Here is a 12,428-nt window from a genome sequence, read left to right as displayed (position 1 = left end):
CTACCCAGACTAGTAGCATAAATTGTTCCGTCTTGTGCTTGAGCAAGATTACTGTAGCGTCGTTGAGAATCAAGTTTTGGCAACCCAGCAGCATTACTGTCACTCACTTTACCTGTTGTACGGTCAATAGTCCCTAAATCAAAAGGAGTAACCCCTTGATTGAGACTAATAATACTCAAAAGGGTATCGTTTTTAGTTGCTACTATACTTTCAACCGTACTATTTTTATTTGAAAACCCCGAAAGTTTTAGAGTCTTTGTTGTCTTAGATGTATTAGGATCTGTCACTATCAATTGAGTAACATTACCCTCTTTAGAACTAGAGACACTGGTTTTAGCGAGTGTGCCATCAGATAGGCTCGTCAAACCAGTTAAACGATCGCTAGGCTGAGTTGAAGTAGATTTGTTAGTAGTTTCAACAGGTGTGCTAGCGTTGCTAACAGATGTTGATGGAACTTCAGAAGTTGATAGCTGTTGACCAGTTGTGACGTTGGACTTTTTTATACTAATGTTCGGGGTTGTGTTGATATTAGATGTTGTGTTGTTTGTAGAGACGCTTGCACCATAAAGGTTTTCTGGAGCAGACTGTGCAACAACCTTACCCGCCAAGTTTGCAATTGCAGCTGTTGCGGCACTGGCGATCGCCAACTGGCCAAATCGTCTACGTGGGATTCTTAGATTCATAAGTCACATTCTAACTACTGATAATCAGATGGTTTCAACTATGCAGGTACAACAATGAAGGAGCTTGGAGTTAAAGGTTTAACACCCATACTTGCTAAGACGTTGACAGCAATTTGCTTAGCACGATTATCTTCACGAGGATTAGTCACACCATCGCTGTCTAACCCCCATACCCATTGAATCGAGCCTGTTGAAAACACTTTGGCTCCACTAGGCGCAGTGTAACGAACTGCATTTGATACTTGAGGATTCGCTCCTGATGGAAAACCTTGAGTGTCACTGGATGATAGGGTGTTCAATGTTTGCGAGTTAGACAAAGTAACCAGTCCGCTTGGAGAAGCGTTTGTGTTGACTGCATCCCATTCAAAACCTACTAGCCCAGTGAGTTTATCACCATTTTTCAGACCAGTATTAGCGTAATAGGAATCGGTACTGTTTTGAATCACAAAGTCAAACCCAGCATAGACATTATCAATATCACCGATGTACATCACTCCTAACAAGGCACTTTCTGGTAGATTGTTGATTGGGTCACGGAACTTTGTAGTTGGCTCAGAAGTTGTTGCTGCAGCCTTATAACAAACCATCACCCGATTCGCTACCCCAGTGTTGGAGTTCTCAAACCGTACTCTCCAGTAGGCACTATTCGCACTGAAAAACCCTAAATTTATTCCTGCATCGCGAGAGTTCTGAACATTATTGCGCTGTTCTAGCGACCAGTATTCATCATGACCCACTGAGAGGAATGCCTTATGCGTCCTCAATAACTGGGAGTTTGAGTGAACATCTACATTAGTCACATAAGTTACATCATAACCCTGAGACTCTAACCAACGCGCCATATTGTACTCCCAACGCAGTAAGTTATTGAACTCAGCAGTCAGAGTTGTTGTTTCAGAGAATGGTCTGTCGTAAGAAACCTTTAGCGCTGCTTGACCATTGATACTATTAAATCCGTACAAGCTGTAACCACCGGTGTTGCTGTAAGCCAGAAAAGTATTGAAGCTACTCTGGAACAAAACATCAGAGTTCCTACTGTCGTCACGAACAACAAACCATATTTGAGATTGTTTACCGCTACTAGACTCAATTAGCTTGGCAATATACAGACCGCTAGTCCAATCAGAGCCAACAGAAAGCGTGTAAGAAGTTGACCAGTTACATTCTACAAGTTTGGTAGTAGTGTCAGTGATTGTACAATCTGGTTGGGTAATACCACTTAGTGTGCCAATGCTGGTTACCAACCTACCTCCACTACCTCCGTAGTAGCCTAAGCGATACACATCAATTGTGAACGATCCTGGTGTTGCCAAAGAAACTTTGAAAGCTATAGAGCCACCTTTATTCACACTTGTGGCTGAGGCATAACCAGCAATTTCAGTTGATGCTTGGTTAGTGATCTTCCAGTTGGTTGTGCCAGCTTTTTGGTTTTCTATAACAATGGGATTGGTCGGAGTCGTCGTAGATGAAGGGACAAAGACGATATCGCGGAAATAGTTGCTATTTTGAAAGGAATTAGTGGGAAAAGAACCCAGAGCACCGAACACACCATTATTACCGTCGGCAACTGTTTTGAGATCAGCATTGACAATGGAAGTTGCTAAGGCGTTGTTGCTAGTGGATGCAAAATACAGATTAGCATTGACCGTGACCACATAAGTGGTGTTAGCTTGAATGCTTAGAGGAGTGCTAAGAGCCTGCTGTTGCCAAAACTTGATTCTCAACGACGCTACAGTAATCTTGCTCAAGCACAAGACGGAACAATTTATGCTACTAGTCTGGGTAGAGAAGGTGCTACAGATTTGGTCCGTCTGGATTTGGCAAATAAATCAGTTACTAAAGTCGTGCAGTTGAGTTATGATAATGAGCCTTTGGGCAATGACTTGTTGAGCTTAGCAATTTCTTCATCAGGTCAATTTTATGCTCTTGCTAATCCTAATTATGAGTCGACTAATTCTCTATTCACTGTAGATATCAGAACTGGTGTTCTCTCATTTGTCAGGAAATTTGATGCTGAACACATTACCTTTTCTCGTGCTTAGCAGCAATCAAACCTAACTTTTCATACGTTCTTCTTAGTTGACAGCAATTTTCAAATCCATAAACCACAGTTGGTGCGTACGGCCTCCGTAAGATTCTCATGATCTTACCATATCTACCTCTAAAACCCTCCCTTAAGGGAGGGTTTTTTATAACTGTTTATTCTCACAATGGAGCCAAAAAAATGAATTTACAAGGTTTAGAACTTGAACACAGAAGAACACGGGAATCAGTAAGCATTATTGTTCCATGCTTTAATGAATCTGAGGGAATCGAATCTTTAGAGAAAAAACTGCTTCCAGTGTTGGCAAAACTGCGCTCAACAAGATCAGTCGAACTTATTTGTATTGATGATGGTAGTATTGACGATACTTTCATAAAGCTAGAGCAGGCGTTCAGTCAACAAGCAAAGATAATCCGTCATCCTGAAAACAAAGGTCTTTCAGCAGCAATACGAACAGGTTTTTCTCACTCTACGGGAAATATTATCTGCACAATAGACAGCGATTGTACTTACGATCCAGAATATCTTATCTATTTATTGGATTTGATGCAAGGAGATGTTGATATTGCTACGGCATCTCCTTATCATCCAAAAGGTAGAGTCAAAAATGTTCCTGGTTGGCGTCTTTTCCTAAGTAAAGGGTTATCACAAATTTATAGATTAGTGTTGCCCCAAAAGCTTTATACTTATACGAGTATGTTCCGAGCCTACCGTCGGGAAGTAATGGAAACAATACAGGTTACATACCCAGGATTTCTTGGTCTTGTAGAAATTGTCGCTGAAGCCATGTTATGCGGATATAAAGTCGCAGAGTATCCAACTGAATTGACAAACCGAGTTTATGGCCAATCTAAGCTACGTGTTGCAAGGGTTGTTAGAAGCCATCTACAGTATATAGGTAAACTTATCATTCGTCAATTCCTTCAAAAGAAAAACGGACGATTAATGCAGTATAAATATACTAAAAATAATTTATGAAAGTCATTACTATATTGGGCGCTAGACCACAATTTATTAAAGCATCTGTTGTCAGCACTGCTTTTAGAAGAGCAGGAATCAATGAAGTCATTATTCATACAGGACAACATTTTGATTCATTGATGTCTGATATCTTTTTTCAAGACTTAGACTTACCTCAACCTCACTACAACTTAGATATTCATAGCCTAAATCATGGAGCGATGACAGGTAGAATGATGGAGAAAATAGAGGAAATCTTGCTTGAAAAACAACCAGATTGGGTTTGTGTGTATGGAGATACTAACTCTACTCTGGCAGGTGCTTTAGTGGCAGCAAAGCTCAATATTCGACTGGCTCACATAGAAGCAGGACTGCGAAGTTTTAATCGGCAGATGCCGGAAGAAGTCAACCGGGTTGTTACTGACCATCTTTCGCAGCTTTTGTTTGCTCCTACACCTCTTGCCGTTCAGTGTCTTGAGCAAGAGGGAATTTTTCAAGGAGTCCACTTAGTTGGTGACGTGATGAAAGACGCAATATTAAGTTATCACGCTACAGCAAAGCAAACTTCTGATATTCTGGCAAGGTACCAACTGACTCCTGATAACTTTTATCTTGCTACTATCCATCGACCGAGTAATACAGATGATAGCGATCGTTTAAGTTCTATACTGGGAAGTTTTACAAAATTAGATTTTCCAGTCGTTTTTCCTATCCATCCTCGAACTCAAAGTCAAATTCGTAAAATGTCTTTGAGTCACTATTTGGAAACAGACTCAATTGTGGTTATTCCACCAGTTAGTTACCTTGATATGCTTGTACTAGAAAGCGCAAGTCGCTCTATAGTAACAGACTCTGGAGGTATACAGAAAGAAGCTTATATTTTTGGTAAACCTTGTTTTACAATCCGCAACGAAACCGAATGGAAGGAGACTTTAGAACTAGGTTGGAATCAACTGGTACAACCAGAAGCTTTAAGTTCTGCGATCGCTAACTTTGCTTACCCATCTGAATTACCAACACTATATGGCGACGGTGATACCGCCAGTAAAATTACTGACATCATGGTAAACTACTAAGCGGGTGTAGCAAATTAAAAGTCAAAAATAAAAAGGAACCAGTGCGTTCATACTTCAGGGTGCGATAAAGTAAGATTTATGAAATATTACCTACCGGATACCGCACACAAACACTGATGTCAAATCACCTTACACCTCCATCAAAGTTACCGCACACTACACATTTTTCCTCTGGTCCTTGTGCTAAACGTCCCGGCTGGACTGTAGCAGAGCTAAAAAATGCGTGTGTAGGTCGCTCCCATCGCTCTAGTGCTGGCAAAGCGAAGTTAGCAGAAGTTATAGAACGCTCCAAGAAAATTTTAGGTGTTCCTGCTGATTATCGCTTAGGTATTGTTCCTGCATCAGATACAGGTGCGGTAGAAATGGCATTATGGTCATTACTTGGACAACGCCCTCTCGATATCTTAGCTTGGGAAAGCTTTGGTCAGGAATGGGTTAAAGATGTTGTTGATGAGTTAAAGTTACCTGATGCACGTCTTCTTAAAGCACCTTATGGCACTTTACCAAATCTAGACGAGGTTGACTTTAACCGAGATGTCGTGTTCTTATGGAATGGTACAACTTCAGGTGTTAGGGTACCTAATGGCGATTGGATAAAAGCAGATCGGGCTGGACTTACAATCTGCGATGCCACGTCTGCCGTATTCGCTATGGATATACCTTGGGATAAACTGGACGTTGTTACCTATTCGTGGCAAAAGGTATTGGGTGGGGAAGCACAACATGGTGTTATCGTGCTTTCTCCCCGCGCAGTTGAGCGTCTAGAAAGCTATCAACCTGCTTGGCCTTTACCGAAACTTTTCCGCTTAACGCAAAAAGGTAAACTAATCGAAGGTATTTTTAAAGGAGATACAATTAACACCCCATCCATGCTGTGTGTAGAAGATGCGCTTGATGGGCTAAACTGGGCAGAAAAAATAGGTGGACTTCCAGCATTAATCCACCGTAGTGAAGCAAACCTCGCAGCGATCGCTAACTGGCTTAAGCAAAGCAACTGGGCAGATTTTTTAGCGGAGAAACCAGAAACACGCTCTTGTACGTCGATTTGTATCAAGATTGTTGATCCTTGGTTTACTGGTTTAACTTCAGAACAGCAGGCAGAATCTGCTAAAAAACTGGCTAAAATTTTAGAGAAGCATTCTGTTGCGTTTGATATAGCATCTTACCGATCTGCGCCTCCTGGGATTAGAATTTGGGGAGGAGCTACAGTGGAAACTTCAGATATTGAAGCTTTACTTCCTTGGTTAGATTGGGCATACGCTACTGTTAAAGCTGAAGTAGTTGGGGAACACTAACGCACTGTTCCAACTTTCGGTGCGTTAGCGTAGCGTAACGCACCCTATTGCAGAAGTCCATGACGAAAGATTAAACTGGTATACAGCTAGATCGTATGAGACAAAAGCGTAAAGTTATTGTAGTGCGGGCATCTTGCCCGCGTTGTATATAAAAATTAAATGCGTAACAGCTTAACAGTAATTCGGGTTGCCAGATAGCGTAATTACGGCAACAGGACAAACGGCCTTATTAAGAATAGCATCAGTACGATGACCAAAAAATGCCCGACCTGATACTGTACGCACGCTGCTACCAAGAACGATCAAATCGACTTGTCTAGTACGAGCAAATTTGAGAATTTCATACTCTGGAATTCCTGTGAGAATTTCAGTTTTAACGATCGCACCCAAGCCCTGTGCAATATCCGCGTGCTGATGCACGATTTGTTGAGCGATCTCCATCACTGAGTGTCTAGTCTGCTCTTCAAACAAAATATATTCCTGCTGAGTTCGGTGGATCACATTAACTATCGTAATAACTGCTCCAGTCTGAGCAGCGATCGCACTAGCAACTTCAACAGCGTGTTCATTGTACTCGTTACCGCTCGTCGGTACAAGAATATGACCTATTTTATGATAACCAGTTGGATCAATAATCTCGTTCTGAGTTTGGGATAGATTCGACTTCACCACCATCGTGGGACAAGGGGCTTCTTGAACCACCCGATCAACTAGCAAACTGAATAAAGCACCCCGTACACGGTGACTTTCAGTTGCACCGATTACAATTAAATCATACCCTTTGCAAGCTTCTTTAAGAATTACCTCAGCCTTATTGTTGCCCGATGCAACTTTTGTTTGCAGCAGTGTATCCTCAGGAAGACGAAACTCCTGCTCTACAGCAGTAATGGCAGATTCGGCTGCAGAATCCTTAACAGCAGTAGCAACTGCATTTGCTGATTTTTGTTTAGGCTTTTTATCGCTCCTAGCAAACAAAACTGTTACTTCTAGAGGATTTTGATAAGCTAAATGACTAATTAATTGGGCAGCTAACGTAATATTTGGGCCTCCTTGTGTAGGCATTAGTACACGACGAATACGCTTAATAAAGCTGCGGCTTGCCTGTTGTTCTTCCTCCAATCGTTGTGCTTCTTCTTCACCGATGGATACATGAGACAATGACCATCGTAATAAAGGTGGGGCCATTAACGAAGTAACAATCGCCACCATTACAACAATCGAGTACATCTGGGGATTTAGGACACCCAAAGAAACCCCGATAGTCGCAACAATAATCTCCATTGCACCACGAGCATTCATTCCCGAACCCATTGCAATACCTTCCCAATGGCTTAAGCCGCCAATACGGGAACCAATATATGCACCAGTGAATTTTCCAAAACAGGCGATCGCCAACACAAGTAGCCCAATTTTTAAAGTTTCGGGAGCTAGCATTTTTAGTAAATCGACCTTTAATCCTGCTGTTGCGAAGAAGATAGGAGCTAAAAACCCAGCGGTAATCAGCTCCAGAGTCAGCCCTGCCTCACGACTGAAACGCGGCGATTGTCCTGCTAAAATTCCTGTAACAAAGGCTCCCAGTGCAGCTTCAATTCCTAAGTTGTGGGTAAAAGCCGCAGCACTTAGCGCTAGAACCAATACAGCTGATAAACTAGCTGTAGCTCCACCAATATAATCGTCTACCCAACGCAACACCGTAGCCATTAGCGATCGCCCTATAGTAAAAGCAAATACCAAAAATAGTACTGCTCCCCCTACAGACTTAAATAAAGTCTGGAAATCAAATTTACCACTGCTGGCTAAACCAGATACAACAGATAACAAAATCCAACCGATAGTATCATCCGTCATCCCCGCTGCCAGAGTGACTTGACCAATATCTCGCCGAATCAACTTCAAGTCCATCAACACCTTAGCAATCACTGGAACCGCCGAGATACTCATAGCGGTAGCAATAAATAAACTAAAGATTAAGCGTTGATCAGGATTTACTAAAAAGTTCTCTGGTAAAAACCAACCTAACCCTAGCCCGGTTACGAAGGGAACGATAATACCTCCCAACGAAATTAACAGTGCTGTTTTGCCTTTGCGGACAATGAGATTTAAGTCTGTCTCTAGTCCAGTTACAATCAGTAAAAACAAGACTCCTAACCAAGAAACAACGGATACTAAGTCCGATTGTGACTGGCTGTGAGGAAAAATATATCCTTGTACATTTGGTAGAATCCAGCCAAATACTGATGGACCTAAAAGCACACCTGCAAGTAGCTCTCCAATTACAGGCGGCAATTTAACTCGGCGCATTAACTCGCCTAAAGTTCTAGCAACTAAAAGCAGCAAAGCTAACTCTAGTAATACCAGAAGCAATGGCTTGTGACCGAGGGGCTTGATCAGACCTTTTTCAACTACTGCACCAGCTACCAGTATAGGGTTAAGCAGTAAATTCATTACTTTATCAAAATTAGTTATTCTTCTCTTAAGAGAATCTACGTTACTCTGCGAGAGTGGGTCATCTATCTAAAAGCTAACTTTGTAGTGTGAGGAAAAATGTGCCTTTGGAATGTATAGTAATGCACCAAAATTTTGGGGTAGTGCGTTAAGGTCTTCATCCTAACACACCCTTGTATATTTCAAAAATTAAATAAGATTGCTATATATCAAACGTTTAATTAACTGCTTGAACCGAGTATAATTACTCTGCATCAGTCTTTGCTAACACGTAGTACTCTTGTATATCAAGATTCCATAATGCCTCAAGGTTACCTCTGACAATTAGGTCACTATCAAGATAAATAGCTTTTGTTAAATGTGGTAAAAAAGTAGGAATAAGAAGTCTGTAATACGCGGCAATAGTAATAGATTGTGAAATAGGCATATTTTTGAACAATGCCTTTTTTGGCTTAAGCCAGCTTAAACTCGCCCGTTTTGATGGTATAGATTCTATAATCTTGCGTTTATTCGCTCGGCTGATTCCACCATCGATTATAAACAGGTTCACATCGCGTTGGCTTTTAAGGTTAACAATTGCCGAACGCAGTGTTGCAGCAACAGGCATTGAGTAATTGTCATCAGATGCACAAATAATCACAATTGGTTCATGAATAGAACTGGAATCAAAGGAGGTAGTCACAGAAAAACTATTCCTTGTCAACTTCAGATTTATGGTATTTTATCGCTAACATTAAAACCGATCAATAAAAAAATGATGATTAGAGCTTTTTCCTAATCATCAATAGGATGTTGTGATATAGTTCAGATCAAGGCGTGGTAATTAAACAACACCAGGACCTCTACCCCGTGTATCGGAATCCATTGTAAGTTCGCCTTGCTTATCTTCGTTTGCTTCTCTCAATTCTTGAGTCCGTTGTGCTTTGTCTTCTAGTGCTTCTTTTCTAGCATCACCTGGTGTCTCATAATACATCTCAGGTTCAACGGGGTAATTATTGACTAAGCCTTCTTTATCTACTGTGTAACCGTCAGTTGTACGAATACTGCCAGAATCAGTTTGATCATTTGTGGGTGCACTAGCTTCTCTTTCTTCTGTCGGCTTGTGTTTAAAAAATTCCCCTTCTCTTTCCATCCGAGCAGCAGTTTCGGCTGGAGTAATTCCTCTATCGTAATTATTATCGTTAACACGCTCAGATGAGTCTACGGCTCTTTTAACAGGTTCATTAGCTGCCATAAATTAGGTCCTTGATTAAATAGTGTGTCAAAATCCTTTGTTAACTACATTAAGCTGTTAAATGTAAAAATTTTACTATCTTTAGAAGTGAGTTGTAATTAGAGCTACAACTTTTTTTTCTATCTTTGGATATATCATTACTAATAATTATTAAAATAAAAGAACTCAGAATACAGGAGTCAGGATTCAGAATATACCACCCATAAAGGGATGGTGTTTTAAGAAAAATTTGAACTTCTATTTCATCGACAACTGATGAGGTTTTGACCAGTATTTATTTTTCTGATTCCTGTCTCCTGACTCCTGAATTCTGTTTTATAAAAAAACGATTTGTAAATTCAATGGAAAATGTTACGAATCTTCTGCACCAAAAAATTCATTTTGAAGTGAACGAATTTGTGCAGCTAATTCTTGCCTAGTAGAAGTTTTGAGTAAATAGCGGAAGATAAACCAGGTCACATAACCAATTCCAACCAACTCAAAAACCGGATCTATTAGTGGAATATCGTTTACTGCATCTAGCAAAGCTAACAGTATCCTAAATGTGACAAGCGCTGCTAAAATTAGAACGATAGTGAGAATCGGTCGTCTGTAACTTCTAAAAAAGCTACCTACATATTCAGGCAATTGTGCCAAGAAGTCAGAAGCTGTCTTGGCAGTTTCCTCCCATTGAGAGTTACCTCCAGTAGCGGATGGTAGTAGGGGCTGAGTACCCATTTTTGAAACTTCAGCAGAGGCAATAGGTTCAGTTGAGGTCGAATCACTATAGTTTGATGGCGATGGCTGTTGTTCGTTCTCCATAAGTTTCCTATTTTTTTTAGTTACAACAACAATAGTGTATATCTCTAATGACTCTTTATAAATCAAATTGTCCAAGACTAGCACATTATTCGCCAGAAACCTGGTTTTTATTAAGTAGACCTTTTGTTGCTAAATAGACGATAGAAGAAACCTAGCTTCTTCAGGTAGCTTCTAGAGTAGGAAAGAGTTCAGGAGCCAGAAGCGAGTATTCAGAATGAATTGAATAATCAGGTTAAAAATTCTACTGTCTACACAATGTATTCAATTAGTCAGGTTCAAATACCTATCTTATTGCTCCTGCATTCTGACTCCTGAATTCTGACTCCTTCTTATAATTTTCTACTTCCCGATTTTTGCGTCAACAACTACTTTTGTAACACCTTTTATTTGCTTTGCCAAAGGTGAAATCTTTGCTAACTGTTGCTGATTGGTTACAGTTCCTCCTACAGTAACTGTACCACCTTTGTCAGCTTTAACTGTCAAATGACCATTAGGAATGTTAGCTTCTAACTTAGAACGAACTTCACTTGCAATAGCATCTTCAGATCTATTGGTAGCACCTCCATCATTAAATCCATTATTGCGCTGTTCACGAGCACGAATATCGGAATTAAGTTGGTTTCTACGGGTTTGACTCTGAGCGTCTTTTTGTGCAGCCTGGGTTGCTTGAGTGCCAGGAGATTCGCTTGGAACTGTACTGGGGTTATCTGGTGCTGCATCACTGGTTTTAGCAGTATTATTTCCACAAGCTACAGCACCAAATAATAAAAGACTACTAACTATTACCGAGGTTAACTTTTTCATATTTTTGATGTTCAATTTGATAGTGGTGAAAATGATGGTGTAGTGAGGAGCAAATTTCTGAGTTCTCTTGAGGTGTCTTTGCCTGTTGCTGGTAGAACTGTTTTGAAGCAATAGTGTTGGTGAAGAGAAACCTTGCATAGGCAGGGATTTGCATTGTTCCTCTATTTAATTTTGCTATTGTACTTCTAGTTTAAAAAGTGCTTGTTAAACAAGCTATTAAACTTTTTCATCTCGATGGTCAATGATGATAACAGATGGATCGTCTGAATCAACAGGCCTTGCGTAATTCTTCGGAGTTGTATTCACTTCGGATCTTTCGTAAGAGACATTATCCATACGAGCATCAGGTTGGTCGAAGATATCAAACTCCTGAATGTTGTGGCGTTTGAGGATTACTTCTGCGTGACGAACTTCATCGTCTGTACCATCAACAATTACTAAGTAATCGCCTCTGTTAATCCGGTCATTATAAACTCTTGCACGGTTTTCTGGTATTCCTAACCCAATCAATCCACCAGTCAAACCACCGGCAGCCGCACCAATAGCTCCACCCGCAGCAGTTGTCGCTAAAGCTGTGGCTAATGCACCACCTGCCATTACTGGACCTATTCCTGGAATTGCTAAGGCTCCTAAGCCTACTAATAAGCCTCCTAATCCACCTAGTGCTCCACCTGTGGCTGCTCCTGCTTTTGCACCCTCGTCTGCTTTATTTCCCACTCCAGCAGTTCTGGGCTCTACACCTGCAATTGGGTTATTGCGGTCTACATCTTTTGCAATTAATGATACCTGGCTCAGTGGGAAACCTGCATCTCTCAAGTCGGTGAGTGCTGCTTCTGCATCTCTACGGTGTGGGAATACACCGATCGCTCTTGTTGCTCTTCTTATTCCTGCTGGGTAATCATTTACTGCTGGATTTACTACTGCGCGATCGCGCCCATGAGGTTGGTCAAAGGTATCAAACTCGTCAATGTTATGGCGTCTGAGGATTGCTTCTGCGTGACGAACCTCATCGTCTGTACCATCAACGATTACTAAGTAATCGCCTCTGTTAATCCGGTCATTATAAACTCTTGCACGATTTTCTGG

The 12,428-nt window shown here is 41.0% G+C and carries 11 protein-coding genes and 1 pseudogene; 4 read left to right on the top strand and 8 right to left on the bottom strand.

Annotation, left to right across the window (positions count from 1 at the left end):
* A partial coding sequence (locus G4P69_RS32905; protein ID WP_208354012.1) for a hypothetical protein occupies positions 1–683 on the bottom strand: 683 nt, incomplete at its 3' end.
* Positions 684–721: 38 nt separating this feature from the next.
* Positions 722–2,407: pseudogene (locus G4P69_RS32900) on the bottom strand (N,N-dimethylformamidase beta subunit family domain-containing protein); the annotation flags it as partial.
* On the opposite strand from G4P69_RS32900, the gene G4P69_RS39665 reads away from it, so the two are divergent.
* The 4 genes from G4P69_RS39665 (at position 2,387) to G4P69_RS32885 (ending at position 6,058) form a co-directional block, all read left to right on the top strand.
* Positions 2,387–2,725 (top strand): hypothetical protein, encoded by a 339-nt coding sequence (locus G4P69_RS39665; RefSeq protein ID WP_243903116.1) that lies wholly within the window; start codon positions 2,387–2,389, stop codon positions 2,723–2,725. The pseudogene G4P69_RS32900 and the gene G4P69_RS39665 overlap by 21 nt on opposite strands.
* Before the next feature lie 182 nt (positions 2,726–2,907).
* On the top strand, positions 2,908–3,705 hold the full coding sequence (locus G4P69_RS32895) for a glycosyltransferase family 2 protein (protein ID WP_208340772.1): 798 nt from the start codon (positions 2,908–2,910) through the stop codon (positions 3,703–3,705).
* Positions 3,702–4,763 carry a non-hydrolyzing UDP-N-acetylglucosamine 2-epimerase gene (wecB, locus tag G4P69_RS32890; protein WP_208340770.1) on the top strand — a complete coding sequence of 354 codons (1,062 nt, stop codon included), beginning with the start codon at positions 3,702–3,704 and terminating at the stop codon, positions 4,761–4,763. The genes G4P69_RS32895 and wecB overlap by 4 nt, the downstream gene beginning before the upstream one ends.
* A 116-nt stretch (positions 4,764–4,879) precedes the next feature.
* Entirely contained in the window at positions 4,880–6,058 is a 1,179-nt protein-coding gene (locus G4P69_RS32885; RefSeq protein WP_208340761.1) for a phosphoserine transaminase, read from the top strand.
* Positions 6,059–6,229: 171 nt separating this feature from the next.
* Here G4P69_RS32885 and G4P69_RS32880 read toward each other — a convergent pair whose 3' ends face one another.
* The 6 genes from G4P69_RS32880 to G4P69_RS32855 form a co-directional block, all read right to left on the bottom strand.
* The gene (locus tag G4P69_RS32880; protein WP_208340759.1) at positions 6,230–8,503 is read right to left on the bottom strand and encodes a cation:proton antiporter domain-containing protein; all 2,274 of its coding nucleotides are present in this window, start codon (positions 8,501–8,503) and stop codon (positions 6,230–6,232) included.
* A 244-nt stretch (positions 8,504–8,747) separates the two neighbouring features.
* Positions 8,748–9,185, bottom strand: a complete 438-nt coding sequence (locus tag G4P69_RS32875) for a glycosyltransferase family 8 protein (RefSeq protein ID WP_208340750.1) — start codon at positions 9,183–9,185, stop codon at positions 8,748–8,750.
* Between the two features lie 141 nt (positions 9,186–9,326).
* Entirely contained in the window at positions 9,327–9,737 is a 411-nt protein-coding gene (locus tag G4P69_RS32870; RefSeq protein WP_208340749.1) for a hypothetical protein, read from the bottom strand.
* Positions 9,738–10,088: 351 nt separating this feature from the next.
* On the bottom strand, positions 10,089–10,538 hold the full coding sequence (locus tag G4P69_RS32865; RefSeq protein ID WP_208340747.1) for a CAAD domain-containing protein: 450 nt from the start codon (positions 10,536–10,538) through the stop codon (positions 10,089–10,091).
* A 339-nt stretch (positions 10,539–10,877) separates the two neighbouring features.
* Positions 10,878–11,342 (bottom strand): BON domain-containing protein, encoded by a 465-nt coding sequence (locus G4P69_RS32860; protein WP_208340808.1) that lies wholly within the window; start codon positions 11,340–11,342, stop codon positions 10,878–10,880.
* Between the two features lie 216 nt (positions 11,343–11,558).
* The coding region (locus tag G4P69_RS32855; RefSeq protein WP_390693666.1) for a general stress protein at positions 11,559–12,428 on the bottom strand (870 nt) is incomplete at its 5' end.

The sequence above is a fragment of the Aetokthonos hydrillicola CCALA 1050 genome (assembly GCF_017591665.1).
Classification (GTDB): Bacteria; Cyanobacteriota; Cyanobacteriia; order Cyanobacteriales; family Nostocaceae; genus Aetokthonos; species Aetokthonos hydrillicola.
The sequence above is the reverse complement of the archived record's forward strand: the minus strand, read 5'-3'. Positions and strand labels throughout refer to the sequence as shown.

Excerpts from the sequence above, each read along its gene's own strand:
- G4P69_RS32895 (WP_208340772.1), top strand. The coding sequence starts at position 2,908 with ATGAATTTACAAGGTTTAGAACTTGAACACAGAAGAACACGGGAATCA.
- wecB (WP_208340770.1), top strand. The coding sequence starts at position 3,702 with ATGAAAGTCATTACTATATTGGGCGCTAGACCACAATTTATTAAAGCA.
- G4P69_RS32885 (WP_208340761.1), top strand. The coding sequence starts at position 4,880 with ATGTCAAATCACCTTACACCTCCATCAAAGTTACCGCACACTACACAT.
- G4P69_RS32880 (WP_208340759.1), bottom strand. The coding sequence starts at position 8,503 with ATGAATTTACTGCTTAACCCTATACTGGTAGCTGGTGCAGTAGTTGAA.
- G4P69_RS32870 (WP_208340749.1), bottom strand. The coding sequence starts at position 9,737 with ATGGCAGCTAATGAACCTGTTAAAAGAGCCGTAGACTCATCTGAGCGT.
- G4P69_RS32865 (WP_208340747.1), bottom strand. The coding sequence starts at position 10,538 with ATGGAGAACGAACAACAGCCATCGCCATCAAACTATAGTGATTCGACC.
- G4P69_RS32860 (WP_208340808.1), bottom strand. The coding sequence starts at position 11,342 with ATGAAAAAGTTAACCTCGGTAATAGTTAGTAGTCTTTTATTATTTGGT.